General features: G+C 67.4%; 18 protein-coding genes, 1 pseudogene and 2 riboswitches. Of the genes and pseudogenes, 8 read left to right on the top strand and 11 right to left on the bottom strand.

The genetic code is table 11. The annotated features are described in order from the left end of the window. Positions 1–139: 139 nt before the first annotated feature. The 8 genes from ACZYVJ_RS02035 to ACZYVJ_RS02000 all read left to right on the top strand — a co-directional run bounded on the left by ACZYVJ_RS02035 (position 140) and on the right by ACZYVJ_RS02000 (position 10,310). Entirely contained in the window at positions 140–1,510 is a 1,371-nt protein-coding gene (locus tag ACZYVJ_RS02035) for a hemolysin family protein (RefSeq protein WP_463829478.1), read from the top strand. Continuing rightward, on the top strand, positions 1,507–2,547 hold the full coding sequence (locus ACZYVJ_RS02030; RefSeq protein ID WP_463829477.1) for a hemolysin family protein: 1,041 nt from the start codon (positions 1,507–1,509) through the stop codon (positions 2,545–2,547). The genes ACZYVJ_RS02035 and ACZYVJ_RS02030 overlap by 4 nt, the downstream gene beginning before the upstream one ends. 282 nt (positions 2,548–2,829) lie before the next feature. Then, entirely contained in the window at positions 2,830–5,037 is a 2,208-nt protein-coding gene (locus ACZYVJ_RS02025) for a malate synthase G (RefSeq protein ID WP_463829476.1), read from the top strand. 100 nt (positions 5,038–5,137) lie between these two features. Beyond that, on the top strand, positions 5,138–7,231 hold the full coding sequence (locus ACZYVJ_RS02020; protein ID WP_463829474.1) for a hypothetical protein: 2,094 nt from the start codon (positions 5,138–5,140) through the stop codon (positions 7,229–7,231). A gap of 266 nt (positions 7,232–7,497) precedes the next feature. Then, positions 7,498–7,629, top strand: a complete 132-nt coding sequence (locus ACZYVJ_RS02015; protein WP_463829473.1) for a hypothetical protein — start codon at positions 7,498–7,500, stop codon at positions 7,627–7,629. Positions 7,630–7,658: 29 nt separating this feature from the next. Beyond that, positions 7,659–8,549, top strand: coding sequence for an oxygenase MpaB family protein (locus ACZYVJ_RS02010; protein WP_463829472.1), 891 nt, complete (start codon positions 7,659–7,661; stop codon positions 8,547–8,549). Between the two features lie 32 nt (positions 8,550–8,581). Further along, complete coding sequence (locus ACZYVJ_RS02005) at positions 8,582–9,550, top strand: oxygenase MpaB family protein (protein WP_463829471.1); 969 nt, start codon at positions 8,582–8,584, stop codon at positions 9,548–9,550. Between the two features lie 115 nt (positions 9,551–9,665). Then, a complete protein-coding gene (locus ACZYVJ_RS02000) occupies positions 9,666–10,310 on the top strand; it encodes a TetR/AcrR family transcriptional regulator (protein WP_463829470.1) in 645 nt (214 codons plus the stop codon). A gap of 19 nt (positions 10,311–10,329) precedes the next feature. Here ACZYVJ_RS02000 and gcvP read toward each other — a convergent pair whose 3' ends face one another. From gcvP to ACZYVJ_RS01945, 11 genes and pseudogenes are all read right to left on the bottom strand, one after another. Then, positions 10,330–13,167 (bottom strand): aminomethyl-transferring glycine dehydrogenase, encoded by a 2,838-nt coding sequence (gene gcvP / locus ACZYVJ_RS01995; protein ID WP_463829469.1) that lies wholly within the window; start codon positions 13,165–13,167, stop codon positions 10,330–10,332. 52 nt (positions 13,168–13,219) lie between these two features. Further along, positions 13,220–13,346, bottom strand: a riboswitch (glycine riboswitch). Then, a riboswitch (glycine riboswitch) is annotated at positions 13,347–13,444 on the bottom strand. Positions 13,445–13,505: 61 nt separating this feature from the next. Then, complete coding sequence (locus tag ACZYVJ_RS01990; protein ID WP_064881076.1) at positions 13,506–14,135, bottom strand: MerR family transcriptional regulator; 630 nt, start codon at positions 14,133–14,135, stop codon at positions 13,506–13,508. A 287-nt stretch (positions 14,136–14,422) separates the two neighbouring features. Continuing rightward, positions 14,423–14,917 carry a bifunctional nuclease family protein gene (locus ACZYVJ_RS01985; protein ID WP_007771374.1) on the bottom strand — a complete coding sequence of 165 codons (495 nt, stop codon included), beginning with the start codon at positions 14,915–14,917 and terminating at the stop codon, positions 14,423–14,425. A gap of 114 nt (positions 14,918–15,031) precedes the next feature. Then, positions 15,032–15,784 (bottom strand): transcriptional regulator FtsR, encoded by a 753-nt coding sequence (ftsR, locus tag ACZYVJ_RS01980; protein ID WP_463829468.1) that lies wholly within the window; start codon positions 15,782–15,784, stop codon positions 15,032–15,034. Beyond that, entirely contained in the window at positions 15,784–16,245 is a 462-nt protein-coding gene (gene garA, locus ACZYVJ_RS01975) for a glycogen accumulation regulator GarA (RefSeq protein WP_007771376.1), read from the bottom strand. The genes ftsR and garA overlap by 1 nt, the downstream gene beginning before the upstream one ends. Positions 16,246–16,540: 295 nt before the next feature. Then, positions 16,541–16,939: a glycine cleavage system protein GcvH gene (gcvH, locus tag ACZYVJ_RS01970; RefSeq protein ID WP_463829467.1), complete on the bottom strand. Its 399-nt coding sequence runs from the start codon at positions 16,937–16,939 to the stop codon at positions 16,541–16,543. 28 nt (positions 16,940–16,967) lie between these two features. Next, complete coding sequence (locus ACZYVJ_RS01965) at positions 16,968–17,732, bottom strand: DUF881 domain-containing protein (protein WP_463832795.1); 765 nt, start codon at positions 17,730–17,732, stop codon at positions 16,968–16,970. A 167-nt stretch (positions 17,733–17,899) separates the two neighbouring features. Beyond that, positions 17,900–17,992: pseudogene (locus ACZYVJ_RS01960) on the bottom strand (hypothetical protein); the annotation flags it as partial. Positions 17,993–18,040: 48 nt separating this feature from the next. Beyond that, entirely contained in the window at positions 18,041–18,373 is a 333-nt protein-coding gene (locus tag ACZYVJ_RS01955) for a small basic family protein (RefSeq protein WP_463829466.1), read from the bottom strand. 55 nt (positions 18,374–18,428) lie between these two features. Further along, entirely contained in the window at positions 18,429–19,355 is a 927-nt protein-coding gene (locus ACZYVJ_RS01950) for a DUF881 domain-containing protein (RefSeq protein ID WP_463829465.1), read from the bottom strand. After that, positions 19,348–19,977, bottom strand: a complete 630-nt coding sequence (locus ACZYVJ_RS01945; RefSeq protein ID WP_463829464.1) for a CDP-alcohol phosphatidyltransferase family protein — start codon at positions 19,975–19,977, stop codon at positions 19,348–19,350. Before ACZYVJ_RS01945 ends, ACZYVJ_RS01950 begins: the two co-directional genes overlap by 8 nt. Positions 19,978–20,031 lie beyond the last annotated feature (54 nt).

Raw genomic sequence — 20,031 nt, 5'->3', positions numbered from 1 at the left:
TCGACGTGCCGCAGGCACCCGTGCCAGCCATCGGCTTGCGGGCGCACGGGCCGTCAGCCGAATCGCCCGATGCGGAGCCTCCTTCGGCGCCGCCTGCGCTCGACAAGGCTTTCCCCTCGGCCGGCCGGCGGCGTCGTTCATGAACGTCACCGTCACCGTGATCAGCGTTGTGGCGATCGCGGTGCTCATCTTCGGCAACGCCGTCTTCGTTGCCGCGGAGTTCTCGCTGACCACCCTGGACCGCAGCGCGGTCGAGGCCAACGCCCGTGGCGGTGGACGCCGCGACCGCTGGATCCGCCACGCGCACCACCGGCTGTCGTTTCAACTGTCGGGCGCCCAGTTGGGTATCTCGATCACCACGCTGGCGGCCGGTTACCTGACCGATCCGATGGTGGACGACTTGCCGCACCCGTGGCTGGACGCGATCGGCATCCCCGACAAGGTCGGCGACGCGATCATGGCGTTCCTGGTGCTGGTGATCGTGACGTCGGTGTCGATGGTGTTCGGCGAGCTGGTTCCCAAGTACCTGGCCGTGGCTCGCCCGCTGTCGACGGCCCGCGCCGTCGTGAGCGCCCAGCTGTTGTTCTCGCTGCTGCTCACCCCGGCGATCCGGCTGACCAACGGGGCGGCGAACTGGATCGTGCGCCGGCTCGGCGTCGAACCGGCCGAAGAGCTGCGATCGGCCCGGTCCCCGCAGGAGCTGTTGTCGCTGGTGCGTTCGTCGGCGCGCAGCGGCTCCCTGGACGCCGCGACGGCAGCCCTGGTGCGGCGATCGTTGCAGTTCGGCGCCCTGAGCGCCGAGGAGCTGATGACGCCCCGGTCCAAGATCGTGGCGCTGCAGACCGACGACACGATCGCCGACCTGGTGACCGCCGCGGCCGAGTCCGGATTCTCCCGCTTCCCGATAGTCGACGGCGACCTCGACGAGACGGCCGGCATCGTGCATGTCAAGCAGGTGTTCGCCATCCCGCGGACCGAACGCGCCCGCACCCGGCTGATCACGGTGGCCCAACCCGTTCCGAAGGTGCCGTCGACCCTGGACGGCGACGCGGTGATGGCCGAGATCCGGGCCAACAACCTGCAAACCGCGCTGGTCGTCGACGAATACGGCGGGACCGCCGGCATGGTGACCGTCGAGGACCTGATCGAGGAGATCGTCGGCGATGTCCGCGACGAGCACGACGACGCGACTCCGGATGTGGTGCCCGCCGGCTCCGGTTGGCGGGTCTCTGGCCTGCTGCGCATCGATGAGGTGGCCGCCGCCATCGGCTTCCGGGCGCCGGAAGGCCCCTACGAGACCATCGGCGGACTGGTGCTGCGCGAGATCGGTCACATCCCGGTGGCCGGCGACTCGGTCAAGCTGCCCGCGCTGGACGCCGACGGCCTGCTGGACGCGGTGACGTGTTGGCAGGCAACGGTGATCCGGATGGACGGCCGCCGGATCGACCTGCTCGAGCTGATCGAACTGAGCAGTCACGGTGACGTCCCCGCGACCGGGGTGCACCGATGAGCGACACCATGGGCGTGCTGCTGGCCTGCCTGTTGATCGGGGTGAACGCGTTCTTCGTCGGGGCGGAGTTCTCGCTGATCTCGGCGCGCCGCGACCGCCTCGAGGCGCTGGCCGAACAGGGCAAGGCGGCCGCGGTCACGGTGATCCGCGCCGGGGAACAGCTGCCGTCCATGCTGGCCGGTGCCCAATTGGGCATCACGGCCGCGTCCCTGCTGCTTGGGCGGATCGGCGAGTCGGCGGTGTCCAATCTGTTGCGAATGGCGCTGGGGCTCAGTGGAATTCACCCCACCTTGCTGCACACATTGTCGTTCGCGATCGCCCTGGCCATCGTGGTGACGCTGCACGTGCTGCTGGGCGAGATGGTGCCCAAGAACATCGCGCTGGCCGGGCCGGAGCGCACCGCGATGCTGCTCGTCCCACCGTATCTGGCCTATGTGCGCGCTGCCCGGCCGTTCATCGTGTTCTACAACAAGTGCGCCAACGTGGTGGTGCGTGCGTTCGGCGTCGAACCCAAGGACGAGCTGGAGATCACAGTCTCGCCCGTCGAGCTCAGCGAGATGATCGCCGAATCGGAGTCCGAGGGCTTGCTGGACCGCGAGGAACGCACCCGGCTCACCCGGGCGTTGCAAATCCGCCACCGGGTGGTCGATGACGTGGCGGTCCCCCTCGCCGACGTGCACGCGGTACCGGTGGCTGCGGCCGGCTCGGGTCCCACGGTCGGGGCGGTCGAGCAGGCCCTGGCCCAGACCGGTTACTCGCGGTTCCCGGTCGCCAGTGTCGGCGGCGCCTTCCTCGGATATCTGCACATCAAGGACGTGCTGACGCTCGACGACGATCCGCGGACGGTGATCGATCTGGAGAAGGTGCGCCCGCTGCCGCGGCTGTCCCGGTCGCTGCCGCTCGCCGATGCCCTGTCCCGGATGCGCCGCAGCAACAGCCATCTGGCACTGGTGACCGACGAAAGCGGGACGGTCGTGGCCTTGGTCGCCATGGAAGACCTGGTTGAAGACCTCGTCGGCACCATGCGCGACGCCTAGCGATACTGGCCCGCCAATACCACTGCGCGCAGCCCGTATGATCTCTCACGGCTACCAGTTAAGAAAGTGCTGGAGGGCGCAGCACCGTTGGCGCGCGGAACATGCGTTGCTGGAACCGGATCCCTGTGCTCGCCGCAGCGTCGTTCTTGGAGCTGTCAGCGCAGCCTGACCTGCGCCTGCCGGGTCGGGCTAATAACGCTCACCAGGCTGCGCTCGGTAGGCTTATGACATTGCCAATCTGGCCCGACGATGAGCCGGTGCGGCCCATGATGGAGGAGAATCATGACTGATCGCGTGTCGGCGGGGAACTTGCGCGTCGCCCGAGTGCTCTACGACTTCGTGAACAACGAGGCGTTGCCCGGCACCGACATCGACCCGGACAGTTTCTGGGCGGGCGTCGACAAGGTGGTCACCGACCTCACCCCCAAGAACCAGGACCTGCTGCGCCGGCGCGACGAGCTACAGGCCCAAATCGACAAGTGGCACCGGCAGCGCGTCATCGAGCCGCTCGACATCGAGGCGTACCACACGTTCCTCACCGAAATCGGTTACCTGCAGCCCGAACCCGCGGACTTCACCATCACCACCTCCGGCGTCGACGACGAGATCACCACGACCGCCGGCCCGCAGCTGGTGGTGCCGGTGCTCAACGCGCGGTTCGCGCTGAACGCCGCAAACGCCCGGTGGGGTTCGCTGTACGACGCGCTGTACGGCACCGACGTCATCCCGGAAGACGACGGCGCCGAGAAGGGGTCGAGCTACAACAAGGTCCGCGGCGACAAGGTGATCGCCTACGCGCGCAAGTTCCTCGACGAGGCCGTGCCGCTGGAATCCGGGTCGTGGGCCGACGCGACGGGCCTGTCCGTCGACGACGGCCGGCTCCAGGTCGCCATCGCCGACGGCTCCGTCGGCCTGGCCGACCCGGACAAATTCGCCGGCTACGCCGGCGAACTCGGCTCCCCGAACTGGTCGGTGTTGCTGGTCAACCACGGGCTGCACATCGAGATCCTCATCGACCCGGAATCGCCGATCGGCAAGACCGACTCCGCCGGCATCAAGGATGTGGTCCTGGAGTCGGCGATCACCACCATCATGGACTTCGAGGACTCGGTGGCCGCCGTCGACGCCGACGACAAGGTGCTGGGCTACCGCAACTGGCTCGGGCTGAACAAGGGCGATCTGTCCGAAGAGGTCAAGAAGGACGGCAAGACCTTCACCCGGGTGCTCAACGAGGACCGCACCTACAGCACACCCGACGGCGAGGGCGAACTGGTCCTGCCCGGCCGCAGCCTGCTGTTCGTCCGCAACGTCGGTCACCTGATGACCAACGATGCCATCGTGACCGTCGCCGAGGGTGACGAAGAAAAAGAGGTGTTCGAGGGCATCATGGATGCCCTGTTCACCGGCCTGACCGCGATTCACGGGCTCAAGACCGGTGACGCGAACGGGCCGCTGGCCAACAGCCGCACCGGGTCCATCTACATCGTCAAGCCCAAGATGCACGGACCCGACGAGGTCGCCTACACCTGCGAGCTGTTCAGCCGCGTCGAAGACGTCCTCGGCCTGCCTCAGGGCACCCTCAAGGTCGGCATCATGGACGAGGAGCGGCGCACCACCGTCAACCTCAAGGCCTGCATCAAGGCGGCGGCCGACCGGGTGGTGTTCATCAACACCGGCTTCCTGGACCGCACCGGCGACGAGATCCACACCTCGATGGAGGCCGGGCCGATGATCCGCAAGGGTGCGATGAAGAGCACCGCGTGGATCAAGGCCTACGAGGACGCCAACGTCGACATCGGCCTGGCGGCCGGCTTCAAGGGCAAGGCCCAGATCGGCAAGGGCATGTGGGCGATGACCGAGCTGATGGCCGACATGGTCGAGCAGAAGATCGGCCAGCCGAAGGCGGGCGCGACCACCGCGTGGGTGCCGTCGCCGACGGCGGCCACCCTGCACGCGATGCACTACCACTACGTCGACGTGGGCGCCGTGCAGGAGGAGCTCGCCGGCAAGAAGCGCACCAAGATCGAGGAGTTGCTGACCATCCCGCTGGCCAAGGAGCTGGCCTGGGCTTCGGAGGAGATCCGCGAAGAGGTCGACAACAACTGCCAGTCCATCCTGGGCTATGTGGTGCGCTGGGTCGCCCAGGGCGTCGGCTGCTCGAAGGTTCCCGACATCCACGACGTGGCGCTCATGGAAGACCGTGCCACGCTGCGGATTTCGAGCCAGCTGCTGGCCAACTGGCTGCGCCACGGTGTGATCACCGAGGAGGACGTGCGGGCCAGCCTGGAGCGGATGGCCCCGCTGGTCGACGAGCAGAACGCCAAGGACGCGGCGTACCAGCCGATGGCGCCGAACTTCGACGACAGCATCGCCTTCCTCGCCGCACAGGATCTGATCCTGACCGGAACGCAGCAACCCAACGGCTACACCGAGCCGATCCTGCATCGCCGTCGGCGTGAGGCCAAGGCACAAGCTTCGAACCCGAATTGAGCCTGCGCTGAAATCGGGTTCGAACGTGTAATAGTGCCGTCGATGACTAAAATCGGCGCCGAGTCAACGATGGATCGACGGAAAGGCCGCGGGCACTGCTATGGGTAGGCACAGTGCGCCCGACCCTGACGACTTCCTCGACGAGCCATCTCGAGGTGAAGAGGCAGGACATCGCCACCGGGACGCCGGTGACGACGAGGAAGCCGACCTCTACTCGGACGAGGGTGACTATTCCGACGAGGATGACTACTCGGACGAGGGTTATTACTCCGACGAACGTCGCCATCCCGACGACGGGGGCTTCGCGGCTGACGACGCTACCTACGCGGCCGAGGATTCGTTCGTAGACAGCGCTGCTGACGACTACCCGGAGTTTCCGTCGCGGCCGGCCGCCGCTTCGAGCCCGGAGCCGCCGGCCTCGACATCGTCGCTCTTCCGGGGCGGGCATCGTGGCTTCGCCGATCGGCTGGGTGGTCATCGCAGCGAGGGCGGCCGCCGCGGCGTCAGCATCGGCGTGATCGTGGCGCTGGTCGCGGTCGTCGTCGTGGTGGGATCGGTGATCCTGTGGAGCTTCTTCGGTGACGCGCTGTCCAAGCGATCCCACACGGCGGCCGGCCGCTGCTCGGGCGGGCAGGAGACGGTGGCCGTCGTCGCGGACCCGTCGATCGCCGATTCCGTTCAGCAATTCGCGGAGAGCTACAACAAATCCGCCGGGCCGATCGGTGACCACTGCATGGTGGTGAGCGTCAAGCCGGCCAACTCCGACGCCGTGCTGAACGGCTTCATCGGCAAGTGGCCCGCGGAACTGGGCGGCCAACCGGCGCTGTGGATTCCGGGCAGCTCGATCTCGGCCGCGCGGCTCGCCGGGGCGACGGCCCAGAAGACCGTCACCGAGAGCCACTCGCTGGTCACCTCGCCCGTGGTGCTGGCCATCCGCCCGGAACTCGCCCCGGCCCTGTCCAACCAGAACTGGGCGGCGCTACCCGGGCTGCAAGCCAACCCGAATGCGTTGGCCGGGTTGAACTTACCCGCGTGGGGCTCGCTGCGCCTGGCCCTGCCGATGAACGGCAACGGGGACGCATCGTTTCTGGCCGGAGAGGCGGTGGCGGCCGCGTCGGTACCGCCCGGCGCCCCGGTGACGCAGGGCACCGGCGCGGTCCGCAACCTGCTGAGCGCACAACCCAAACTGGCCGACAACTCGCTCAACGAGGCGATGAACACGCTGCTGAAGCCAGGCGACCCCGCGACCGCGCCGGTACACGCGGTCGTCACCACCGAACAGCAGCTGTTCCAGCGTGGCCAATCCGTGCCAGATGCCAAGGGCGCCTTGAGTTTCTGGCTCCCACCAGGGTCCGCCGCGGTGGCCGACTACCCCACCGTGCTGCTCAGTGGTTCCTGGCTCAGCCGCGAACAGGCCTCGGCGGCCAGCGAGTTCTCGCGTTTCATGCACAAGTCCGACCAGCTGGCCAAGCTGGCGAAGGCCGGCTTCCGCGTCAACGGGGTCAAACCGCCAAGCAGTCCGGTCACCAACTTCCCGGCGCTGCCGGCCGCGCTGTCTGTGGGCGATGAGCAGATGCGAGCCACCCTCGCCGAGGCGATGGCGAGCCCGTCGAGCGGACAGGCCACGACCATCATGCTCGACCAGTCGATGCCCGGCCAGGAAGGCGGCAAGTCCCGGCTGGCCAACGTGGTCGGGGCGCTGCAGGACAAGATCAAGGCGCTGCCCGGCACGGCGGTGGTTGGGCTGTGGACGTTCGACGGCCACGAGGGCCGCTCCGAGGTGGCGAGCGGGCCGCTGTCCGACGCGGTCAACGGCCAGCCGCGTTCGGCGGCGCTGGCCGCCGCGCTGGACAAGCAGTACTCGTCGGGGGGCGGCGCGGTGTCCTTCACCACGCTGCGGATGCTCTACCAGGACATGCAGACCAACTACCATGCGGGACAGACAAATTCGATCCTGTTGATCACCGCAGGTCCGCACACCGACCAGTCGCTGGACGGGCCGGGACTACAGGACTTCATCCGCAAGAGTGCCGATTCGGCCAAACCCATCGCGGTGAATGTGATCGACTTCGGCGCCGATCCGGACCGGGCGACCTGGGAAGCGGTCGCCCAGCTCAGTGGCGGGAGCTATCAGAACCTCGCGACGTCCGCGTCCCCCGATCTCGCGTCGGCGGTCAACGCCTTTCTGAGCTGACGGCGCGAGTTACGCCCGCCCGGTGGAGCACGCGGCCGCCGCGGGTCCGTGATAGATAGCTCGCCTCTGCCTACCGGCGGCTACGACACCGGCGGTGCTGGCGCTCGCGGAACATGCAGGTCGAGTTCGGCGAAATGCAGGGCTGCCATGCCGGTTCCGGACAATTCCTCGCCGTCTCTATCAAACGACACCGGACTGTGCCAGACTCGACGATAGAATTCGCCTCAAATTCTATCAGGGTGGGGAGCTGAGGAGACGTGGTCGAGATGTCCGCTGCACAGGCCGGACCGGTGGCGACGCCGGCGTTGCGCCCCATCGGTCCCGGCTCGGCCACCTGGCGGCGCGGCATCGCCGAACGGCAGCGCCGTCGCGGCAGGCACGTACCCGAATCTGTTTGAGCTGTCTATCAATCCAGGAAGGCGGCGACGTGGCCCATCCGTTACCCTCCGATCCCGAACTCTCGGCGGTGCCGCCGGATCGGCGCGACCAGCGGGCCGACACCGATTCGGCCAACACGTCGTTTCTGGCCGAGGAGATGTCACCCTGGCTGACCCCGGCCTACGGTGCAGCGAATGTCGTGATGCAGCTGGCGAATGCGGGCGTGGCCTACGGCGTGATGGAGAGCAAGGTCGACAGCGGCAACCTGCACAAGCACCCGTTCAAACGGGCCCGCACCACATTCACCTACATTGCCGTGGCCATCGCCGGAAATGCCAAGGATCGCAAGGTGTATCGGGAAGCGGTCAACGCCGCACACGTCCCGGTACGGTCCGGCCCCCAGAGCCCGGTGCGCTACAACGCGTTCGACCCCGCGTTACAACTGTGGGTGGCATCCTGCATGGCCGCGGTCTTCGAGGACACCCGCAGGCTGCGGGGCGGCCGATCCCGCCACGACCCCGAAACGATTCACCGGGCCGCGTCGGTGTTCGCGACCACCCTGCAGGTGCCGCCCGAAATGTGGCCCGCCGATCGGGCGGCCGCTGACCGCTACTGGCAGCAGCAACTCGACCGACTCGACTTCGACGAACGGATGCGCGACTATCTGATCGGCATCGCGCGACTGAACTTCCTGCCCGCACCCATCCCGGCACTGTTCGGCGGCTGGAACCTGTTCATGACGCTGGGCTACCTGCCCGTTCAACTGCGCGACAAGCTCGGATTCGGCTGGTCGGACGCGCAGCAACGCCGATTCGACCGGTGGCAGCGTGTTCTCGGGGTGCTGGACCTGTTCACGCCGCGGTTCTTGACACGGCTGGGTGTGCAGGCGGTGGTGTGGGACATGAGGCTGCGCCGCATCGTCGGGGCAACCGTGGTGTGAGCCCAACTCTCGCCCATCAAAGGAGGAGCGGCATGACGACGACCGCGAGTTTCGTACCACACGGCAATGAACCCGGCGCGAGGGTGAAACCAGACCCGGCGCACCGGGAATTGGCGGAGGACGTCCGATGGTTCGCGGGCTCGCCCTTGGCGGCGGCATTCGGTCGCCTGGCGCTGGACCAGGTGGCGCACCGCGAGATCGCCGCGGCGGTGGACCGCAGCGGACGGTTCGCCGACAACTTCACCGATCGCGGCATCCGCAGCGCCGCCTTCACCGCCCTGGCCACCTTCGGCGACAGCTCCGACGTGCGGACGTCGCGGGCCGACCTCAAGCGATTGCACCGCGATGTGCGAGGCGCCGGCAAGGACTCGTTCAGCGATACCCGGTACAGCGCACTGGATCCCGAGGTGTGGATCTGGGTGGCCGTGAGTGGCCTCAACCTCCTGTATCAAGCCTATTTGCGAGTGTGCGGTCGTCGGCTCACCCCGGTCGAGAAGGAGGTCGTCTACCAGACGCTGCGGGCGGAGCTGCAATTCCTGGAACTGCCCAGCAAGCAGGCGAAGCTGCCGGCGACGCTGCACGACATGCTCGAGTACTACAACGCCGTCGCCGCAAAAGATCTGGCCGACAACGACTTTCTGCAATTCGCCAACCGCAGCTTCGTCGCGCCACCGATCCCGAAGTTGTTGGTGTCCCGGCAAATACGGCCACTGCTGCGGCTGGTTTGGCCGGTGATGACCACGCTGGCGTCCCGGCCGGTGGTCGTCTGCTCGGCCGCGGTCGCCCACCCCACGATGCGCGGCCTGCTGGGCGTGCGATGGGGCACACGTGAGCAAGTCGAGTTCGCCGTCTACGTTGCCGCCTTGCAGCTGGGCTGGAAATGGTTACCGCGCCGGCTCACCCTGGAGCCCCTGGCCTACAACCGCTACCAGTACGAGCGGCTGCGCGACCGCTATCGCTCGGTGCTGCTCGATTCGTTCGCCGCGCCGAGCCGGGCCTGATTCGGCACGATAGATGACGGCGGGCGGCAGGCACCCGGAAGAATTCTGCGCACCTGCGGGCTAATACGCTGATACAGCGCAGAATCGACGTAATACTCCGATGGCTGGAGGCCAGATGGTAGACCCCGCGATGCTGCTGGGCCTGGTGCCCGACGGCCTGGCCACCCTCGATCCGACGGCCCGCACCATCGTCACCGCGGCACGCACCTGCTTCACCGAGCGCGGATTCTCCAACACCACCATGCAGGACATCGCCGACACCGCCGGAGTCGGCGTCGCCACGGTCTACCGCCGCTTCCGACACAAGCGAAACCTGGTGCGGCTGACCATCATGGACGAATCACTGCGGCTGAGCACACTGGTCTCCGAGGTTGCGGGCCGCGCGGCGACGCCGGAAGAGGGGATCGCGGAAGTCTTCGCGGCCTTCGTCCACGAAGCCTCCGCGCCGAAGCTGCTCACCCGGAGCATCCGCGAATCACCCGCCGCGGGTGAACTATCCGCTTACCTGACCGATGAGAACCTGATCGCCATGACCGGTGGCTACATCGCCACCTGGCTTCGCCGATGGCAGGAACGCGGCGAACTGTCCGCCGATCTGGACGCCGAGGTGGTCGGCGAGATGATCGGGCGGCTGATCATCTCGCTGGTCAAGACGCCGAACTCGGTCATCCCGATCTACAACCTGAACCAGGCCCGCGGCTTCGCCCGCCGCTACCTGGTGCCGTTGGTGGTGCAAGTCCCGGCGACGGCGCCCGGCTGAGGCTCGACCCGCGCGACCGTCAGGCGAACGCCTCCACCGGCGGGCACGAGCAGACCAGGTTGCGATCGCCATAGGCGCCGTCGATGCGACGCACCGGCGGCCACACCTTGGGCCGGAACTCCTTGCCCAGCGGATAGGCGGCCCGTTCCCGGGTGTAGGGGTGGTCCCAGTCGCTGACGACCAGGCATTCGGCAGTGTGCGGCGCGCCGCGCAGCGGGTTGTCGTCCACGGGCCACTCCCCCGCGCCGACCCGGTCGATCTCGCCGCGGATGGCGATCATGGCGTCGCAGAACGCGTCGACTTCGGTCAGGGTCTCGCTCTCGGTGGGTTCCACCATCAGCGTGCCGGCCACCGGGAAACTCATGGTGGGCGCGTGAAAACCGTAGTCCGCCAAGCGTTTTGCCACGTCATCGACGGTGACACCGGTGGACTTGGTGATGCCGCGCAGGTCCAGGATGCACTCGTGGGCGACCATGCCGTTCTCACCGGTGTAGAGCACCGGGAAGTACTCGTCGAGACGCCGGGCGATGTAGTTGGCCGACGTGATCGCGGTCAGCGATGCCGCGCGTAGCCCCTCGGCGCCCATCATCCTGATGTAGGCCCAGCTGATCGGGAGGATCGAGGCCGACCCGTAGGGCGCCGACGACACCGGATGCCCCTGGGGCAGTTCGGGGGCGTGCGGGTGCCCCGGCAGGAACGGCGCCAGATGCGAGCGCACCGCCACCGGCCCGACGCCGGGTCCGCCGCCGCCGTGCGGGATGCAGAACGTCTTGTGCAGGTTCAGGTGGCTGACGTCGCCGCCGAACTTGCCCGGCCGCGCCAGACCGACCAGCGCGTTGAGATTGGCGCCGTCGACGTACACCTGGCCACCGGCGTCGTGCACGGCCGCACAGATGTCGGCGATGTCGTGCTCGTACACGCCGTGCGTGGACGGATAGGTGATCATCAGCGTCGACAGTCGGTCCCCGTGCTCGCCGACCTTGGCGCGCAGGTCGTCGAGATCCACGTCGCCGTTGCCGTGGCAGGCCACCACGACCACCCGCATCCCGGCCAGCGCCGCCGACGCTGCGTTGGTGCCGTGTGCGCTGGACGGGATGAGGCAGATGTCGCGGTGCGGTTCCCCGCGGCTGGCGTGGTAGTCGTGGATGGCCAGCAGGCCGGCGTACTCGCCCTGCGACCCGGCGTTGGGTTGCAGCGAGACGGCGTCGTAGCCGGTGATCTGCACCAGCCAGGTCTCCAGGTCGGCGATCAGACGCCGTAGCCCGGGGGTGTCCGACGCCGGCGCGAACGGATGCTGGCGGGCGAATTCCGGCCAGGTGATGGGTTCCATCTCCGCGGCGGCGTTCAGCTTCATGGTGCAGGAACCCAGCGGAATCATGCTGCGGTCCAAGGCGATATCTTTGTCGGCCAGCGCGCGCAGGTAGCGCATCATCGCGGTCTCGGTGCGGTACTGGGTGAACGCGGGATGGGTGAGGAACTCCGAGGTGCGGGTGATGATGCCGGCGCACACCGGCTCGGCCGGTTGCACCCCGAAGGCCTCGAGCACCGCGGCGACATGCTCGTCGGTGGTGGCCTCGTCGCAGGCCACCGACACGTGGTCGTCGTCGACCTGCCACAGGTTGATGCCCTTGGCCTTGGCCGCGGCGATCACCTCGGTGGCACGTCCGGGCACCCGGGCCAGCACGGTGTCGAAGTACTTGTCGTGCAACAACGCATCGCCGAGGGCGGCGGCGATCGCCTCGGCGTGACCGTGCACCCGGCGCGCGATCGCGGTCAGCCCCTCGGCGCCGTGGTAGCTGGCGTACATCGCGGCCATCACGGCGAGCAACACCTGCGCGGTACAGATGTTGCTGGTCGCCTTGTCGCGGCGGATGTGCTGCTCACGGGTCTGCAACGCCAGCCGGTAGGCCGGTGACCCGTCGGCGTCCAGCGACACACCCACCAGCCGGCCCGGCAGTTGACGGGCGTGGTTGGCATGCACCGCCAGGTAGCCGGCGTGCGGCCCACCGAATCCCATTGGCACACCGAATCTTTGGGTGCTGCCGAAGGCGACGTCGGCGCCGATCTCGCCGGGCGGCGTGATCAGCGTCATGGCGAGCAGGTCGGCGCCGATGGCGATCAGCGCGCCCCGGTCGTGCGCCTGCTGCACCAGGCCCGCCCAGTCGGTGACCCGGCCACTGGCCCCGGGCAGCTGGGCGATGACGCCGAAGAAGTCCCCTCCGTCGGGCAGATCCGGAAGGCCACCGCGCAGGTCGGCGGTGACGATCTCGATGCCCAGCGGCTTGGCCCGGGTGGCCAAGATGGCCCCGGTCTGGGCGAAGACGTCGATGTCCACCGCCAGGCGGTTGGCCTTCCCGCGTGCCGCGCGGTGCATCAGCGTCATGGCCTCGGCCGCCGCGGTGCCCTCGTCGAGCATCGAGGCGTTGGCCACCTCGAGGCCGGTGAGGTCGGCGACCATGGTCTGGAAGTTCAGCAGCGCCTCGAGCCGGCCCTGGCTGATCTCGGGCTGGTAGGGCGTGTAGGCCGTGTACCAGGCCGGGTTCTCCATGATGTTGCGCAGCAACACCGGAGGCGTGAGGGTGTCGTAGTAGCCCTGCCCGATCATGGATACGGCGACCGTGTTGGCTTCGGCCAACGCCCGCAGCTCGGATAGCGCCTCGGTCTCAGTGGCGGGCGGCGGCAGCTGGTCGAGACCGGGCGCGGCGCCACCGTCGGTCAGCCGGTCCAGGATGCCGGCCGGAACCGCCTTGGCGGCCAGCTCGTCGAGCGAGTCGACGCCTATGACGGCGAGCATGGCCGCGACGGCCTGGCTGTCCGGGCCGATGTGCCGAGCCGCGAAAGTGAATTGATCGGACACTGGAAGCTCCTGAGTAGGCGGGCGAAGACATATCAAGGCAGAGGACTAACGGCCCTCTCCCTCTGTCTTCACCCGTTCGCCGGGCGCCTGAGAGATTCGGTGCTCGATGCTGCCCGAGCGCCTTTCCCCATCGGCGGGCGTGGACCACGAGGGCCCTTTGCCGCTTTCCAGAGGCATCATGATTTCGCGCGGTCCGGGTGCCTGAGAGGTTGACGGAGAGGTGTTGCTCCTTCGGCGTCCGTGGCTGGCCGCCACGGAACTCTCCCGCTCGAATGCGATGCGCCGCCCAGTTTACTCGGACCGCGGGGGGCGCGGCGCGGTGTGCGGTGGCGCGCCGTTCAGCCGATCTTGCGGTCGCGGTGCTTGCGCCGGGACGCCAGCTCGTCCTCGGGCTCGGCGATCGACTCGCCGCCGTCGGCCCGCTCTCCCGGGAAGTCCGCGATGACGCCGGTCAGCTCGCGCATGGCGCCCGACACGGCGATGCCGAAGACACCCTGCCCGCCCTGCAGCAGGTCGACGACCTCTTCGGCCGACGTGCACTCGTAAACCGTGGTGCCGTCGGAGAACAGGGTGATGTTGGCCAGATCCTGCACGCCGCGCTGACGCAGGTGATCGACCGCGACGCGGATGTTGTGCAACGAGATCCCGGTGTCCAGCAACCGCTTGACGATCTTGAGGACCAGGATGTCCTTGAACGAGTAGAGCCGCTGGCTGCCGGAGCCGGCCGCGCTGCGGATCGACGGGACCACCAGCGAGGTGCGTGCCCAGTAGTCCAGCTGCCGGTACGTGATGCCGGCGATCTGGCAGGCACTCGGACCGCGGTAGCCGACGAGTTCGTCGGGCACGGAGTCGTCCGGGAAAAGGCCGGGCTGCACGGGTGCACTGGCTACGGTGACGGGACGGTCACTGGCCGCCGGGCTACCGCTGTCGGCTAGGTTGAGCTGCTCTTGGCGTGGCTGCTCGCTCACGGTGGTTCCTCTCCGCGATCGCGCTCTCGTCGTTAGCTGCGTCTAAGGCTGCGTCGCAGCCACGTTTGCTCAGGCCCGAGTGCTAGTAGAGCTTACGCTTTCTGATAGCCGCCGCGCCTGTAGTCGCGATCAAAGTATGGCTTCCGCCGGCCCAAGTGGGCGGGCTATCCGCCAGCGTGTCGAGATCACGGTGTGGTTTGAGATGGATCCGTGATATCACCATCCAGGCTAAACCAGCCAACCCGCCGTTCCCAAGTGCTGGTGGTAGCGGGTTTGCGCTCGGCGCCCTAGGTGGCCTTGAAATCGTCCGGCGACACGCTGTCGAGAAATTCTTTGAACTTCTCCACCTCGTCCTCCCGGACGGCGGTGCCACCTTCCTCGTCGCTCTCGTCGGGAATCAGCAGGCCGGCCTGGGCGAGCACGCCTTCCTCGACGTAGATCGGAACGCCGACCCGCAACGCGATCGCCACCGAGTCCGAGGGCCGGGCCGACACGGTGATGTTGCGGTCGAACACCAGGTCAGCGTAGAAAGTGCCCTCTTGCAGATCGACGATCCGCACCTCTTTCAATGAATGCCCAAGCGCGGCAATGACATCCCTGATCAGATCGTGCGTCAACGGGCGCGGGGGCTCAACGCCTTGCTGCTCGAGCGCGATGGCGGCGGCCTCCGACTGACCGATCCAGATCGGAAGGTAACGGTCACCGTTGGTTTCGCGCAGTAACAGCACCGGCTGGTTCTGCGGCTGCTCTACGCGAATGCCGACAACACGAACTTCACCCATTTGTGTCTGCCCTCCGCATTAGTGGCGCCGGTTGGATTGGTACCCGCCAGCGGACGGCGAGGTCAAAAGTCCGCCCTGCTGCCGAAAACCAAGCTGTCGACCGAAGTCTAGTCCTCACCGATCCAGAACGTCGCGAACGGCGGATTTGATCAACGACGTGTGCAACGTGATCGCGAGCGCCGCGACTTCGCGCGCCAAATCGTCTGCGCGATCGCGCGCACCGGCCTTGCCGGCTTTGACTACCGGCCCGGCGATTTGGGCGATCAGGTCCGACTGGCGATCGGCGGCCGAGCGGAACGCGCGCAGATGCCGCGGCTCGACACCGTAATCCGACAGCGCCCGCGCGCACTGCAGGATGACGACGGCGTGCTCGTCGAAAAAACCGGCGGGCCCGGTGGTGATGACCCCGGCTTTGAGGAGCGCGACCAGCAGGTCGTCCCCCACGTCCGCGCGGTTGAGCAGTTCTTCGCGGCTCAGCCGGACGTGGGTGGGGGCCACCGCCGAGGTGTCGGATCCCGCATCCGCCCCGGCGGCTTCCCCGGTGCCCGCCACGGACACCAGGCGCGGGACGGAATACGGACCCTTGGCGGGCGGCAGCTCACCGTCGGGCTGGGCGTCCAGTTGCGCCCTGATGACCTTCAGCGGCAAGTAGTGATCACGTTGCGCGGTAAGGATGAACCGCAACCGAGCGCAGTCATAGGCGGTGAACCTTCGATAACCCGACGCGGCCCGCTGCGGCGTCACCAGCCCCTCGGCCTCCAAGAAGCGGATCTTGGAGATGGTGACATCGGGGAAGTCCGGCCTGAGCAGTTCCAGGACCGCCCCAATCGACATCCCGGCCAGTGCCGAGCTATCGGGTGCGCTCACTAGCCTGAAGATCCTCCATCCTCACCCTGCTTGGGTCCGGTCAGAAACACCAAGCGGAACTTGCCGATCTGCACTTCGTCACCGTTGGCGAGCACCGCGGAGTCCACGGGCTCACGGTTGACGTAAGTGCCGTTGAGACTACCAACGTCGACCACGCTGAATTCGTTGTTTTCCAACCTGAATTCGGCGTGCCGGCGGCTGACGGTCACATCGTCGAGGAAAATGTCGCTGTCGGGGTGCCGGCCGGCGGACGTGGTGGGCTGGTCCAGCAAAAACCGCGAGCCCGCATTCGGTCCACGCTTGACGACCAGCAACGCCGAGCCCGCAGGGAGCCCTTCGACTCCGGATACCGCACTCTCGGTTCCCGCCTGTGCGGGAGCGTCCAGCTCGTTGAGGAAGTCGGCACGGAAGACCGAAGTCGTCTCCACCGTGACTTCGTCCGAATTCTGGTCGTTGTCCATGTCCGTCACGCGCTGCTCCTCACTGGCTGCTGTGGCGTTGTCTGTCCGGGCCGCTCGGCCGGCTTGTGCATCAGGTTTGTCTGCCCGATATGCCGATTACTGCCATTTCGTACGTTCAAGAGTCTTTCACGTCTCTTTTCAGCGATCTTCGAGAGACTTCAAAGGTCGATGTGTCGACGGTACCGCGCACCGGCTTGCAATGCGCCCACCACCTGACGATCCGAAACTTCGATTTCCCCGCACCCTGGCTGCACCGCGCGTTGGCCGCGCGGGGCTGCAGGGACATTAGCAATCGTCATTCGGTGAGCGTTCCGCGGTAGGCCTCCGCATCGAGCAGCGAAGAAATGGCCGACTCCAATTCGCCGACGTCGGACACCTGCACATCCAGCAACCAACCGCCTCCGTACGGGTCGGAGTTCACCAATTGCGGACTGCCGTCCAGATCGCTGTTGACCGCGGAAACTTTGCCCGACACCGGGGCGTACAGGTCCGACACCGATTTCGTCGATTCCACCTCACCGAAGGATTCGCCCGCCGTCAGGTCGGTGCCCACGTCGGGCAGCTGAACGAAAACGACATCGCCCAACGCCGACTGCGCGAAATCGGTGATGCCCACGCGCACGGTGTCATCCCCACTTCGACGAACCCATTCGTGTTCGGCGGTGTAGCGCAGATCGGGCGGGATATCGCTCACGGGTGATCCTGTTCTGTTCGGGTGATGCTCACTTGACGGGCTGAGCGTATTGGTGCGGTTTTGGTTGCCGCAAGGTGGTGACGTCCACTCGGTCGGCCTGCTGGACGGACATTCGCGCGCCGACGCGCTTGACGGTGTCCTGCGCGCCGCCGGGAATGTTCATGGCCGCGGCCAGGGTGGGTGGATCACCAATCGCCAGAATCGAATACGACGGCGACAGGGTTTTGGAGTCGATGGTCAGCGACCCGGGCACACCCACCACCCAGGTGTCGACACCTACCCGCACCGATTGGTGCGCGTCGTTGACCTCGATCGCCTCGGCGCCGGCGGCGCGCAACTCATTGATCACGTCGAGCATCGCCTCGGGCGAAACCCCGGGTCCGGGGTCTTCGATCGTGACGGTGACGCCGGGACCGGTGGCGCCGACCGCCCCGACCAGAATGGACAGCGCCGCCAGCCTGGACTGCGCGGATTGGATGGCGGCCTGGTCGTTGTTCCCGGACGCCTGCAATGAATTCAGCGTGTTCTGTAGCTCGTTCACCTCGGTGTTGAGCGTGCCCTCGCGCTGTCGCAACGAATCCAGCAGCACCAAAAGGTCTGCGGGGCGGGCCGTCTCCAGCGCGTCGCCCGATTCGGTCTGGCGGACCTGGGTCACGATCGCCAGGCCCAGCAGCAGGCATAGCATGGCGGCCAGCGTCCCGAACGCCATCCGGGACCGGCCGCCGCGCACCATGCCGAATAGCCCGGTGCGGTGCAGCGGGCCGATTTCCGGACGGGGGCTTTTCGCGACCAGTTCGTGACGGCCGCGCGGCGCACCCCGTTCCGGCGCCGCGTCGGCCCCTGGGTGCCCGGGGCCGGTTGGCCCGTCCCCACTTTGGCCGCCGGCGGCGGGTCCGCCGGCGTCGCGGTCTTCGGGATCCTGGCTCACGTCGACCCCAACTCGGTCATGGCGCCGCTTCTCCTCATCGCTTTTCTACTCTGCATCGTCGCCGGCGCGGTCATGGCGCCGCTTCTCCTCATCGCTTCGCTCTGCATCGTCGCCGGCGCGGTCATGGCGCCGCTTCTCCTCATCGCTTCGCTCTGCATCGTCGCCGGCGCGCGTCACGCCCCGAACAGCCTGCGGCGCAGGGCGGCGGCATTGCCGAAGATGCGGATGCCCAGCACGACGATGATGGCCGTGGACAATTGCGTACCCACGCCCAGCTGGTCGCCGACGTAGACGATCAGGGCGGCCACGAAGACGTTGAAGACGAAGGAGACAACGAAGACCTTCGGATCGAAAATCCGTTCCAGGTATGCCCGTAACCCGCCGAACACCGCGTCCAGCGCCGCGACCACCGCGATCGGCAGATACGGCTGGACGAATTCGGGCACCGCGGGGTGAAAAACCAGGCCGAGCACGATGCCGATCGCCAGAGCTGCGATACCGATCATGCTTGGCTTCCCGTCCGCGTCTCACACAGGGGAACGTGTCTGTGCAGGACTTTTCTCACTGTGGCCCAATCTGCTTGGCGAACTTGACATCCCGGGTCGATCCGGCAGGAAGCGTGAGTCCGTCGGCGACGTCCACCGTAACCACGACGCCGTAGGAGATCTGCAGCAGCCTCAGTCGCTGTATGCCGGGGCTGTTGTCGAAGACATCGCGCATCGCGCGCGGCGGTCCGATCGCCAGGACCGTGTACGGGCTGCTGGTCGGGTTGTTGTCGACCAGGATCGCACCGCCGGCCTGCCGGATGGTGACGTTCGGCCCGATCCGCACACCCCCGACGGAAATCGCCTCGGCACCGCTCGCCCACAACGAGTTGACCAGCAGCTGCAGATCGCGGTCCAGGATGATCTGCCGGCTGCCGCTGACCCGCTGCTTGGACACGTCGGAAAGGTTCGGGCTGGCACCGGGATCGGTCACGGTCACCTTCAGGCCGGGCCCGATGATCGCGGTGCTGGCCGCCGTCAGGCTGAGCGCGTCAAGACGTTTCAGTAACCGCTGCCCCTCGGCGTCTTCGGCCAGGGCGTGACGCTGCACGTCGTCGACTCGCTTCGCCAGCTCGCTGCGGCGCTGGTTCAGCTTCGTCGCGGAGCCCTCCGTCGACCGCACATTGCCCAACAGGAGCTCCTGTTCGGACCGCACCCCGGGCGCCACCGAGCGGGCCTGGGCGACCGCGGCGGCGAAGACCGTCGCGATCAGCAGCGCCGCCAGCGCCTGCCAGAGCCAACCGAACACCCGCTGGCGTTCGCTGCGCGGTGCGTCGGCGGCGCCGCGCTTGGCCGCTGCCGCGGCATAGCCGGGGTCGAGGTGCTCGGACAGCAGCGCGCGTAGCAGCGACGGCACCGGGATCTGTTTGGGCCGCGACGCCACATGCGCGCCGTGACCCGCATTGGGGTCATAGCCGCCGAGCAGACGGTCCGCGTCAGCCATGGTCAGCCACCTTCGCCGCGGCCGACGGACGAGAACCGCGGTCGACCTTGGGCATGCGTCGCAGCACGAGAGTCATCTGCACCGCATACTGCACGAACGCCCACAGGTAGGCGTACATGCCCCAGATCAGGAAAGCCCATCCGCAGGCGCCGATCACGCGGCTCCACCGCGCGTCCCAGGTGCCCAGCAGCACCAGCGGAAAGCCGGACATCAGCGCGAACGTCGCGGCCTTGCCGATGTAGGTCACCGGCAGAGCCGACAGTCCGCGACTCCACAACAGCGGCAGCGTCGCCGCCAACAGGCCGTCGCGCGCGACCAGGACGATGACGAACCACCACGGCACGATCCCGCTGAACGCCAGCACGATGGGCACCGCCACCATGTAGAGGCGGTCGACCGCGGGGTCGAGCAGCACACCGAGCCGGGAGGACTGATTCAGCAGCCGGGCGATCTTGCCGTCGGCCCAGTCCGAGGCGCCACTGAACATCAGAATCGCGACGGCCCACCCGTTGGCGTGCGCGACCAGCAGGGCGTAGACGAACACCGGGATCAGCGCCAGGCGGACAGCGCTGAGCACGTTGGGCACCGTCAGCACCCGGTTGGGTGGAAGCACCGGCTCCATGAGCCGTGACATTAGCCCAACGGGGAGTGTGCGGCTGGCCGTGCACTCGGCCGC

The organism is Mycobacterium sp. IDUB_3 (assembly GCF_055419585.1).
The sequence above is the reverse complement of the archived record's forward strand: the minus strand, read 5'-3'. Positions and strand labels throughout refer to the sequence as shown.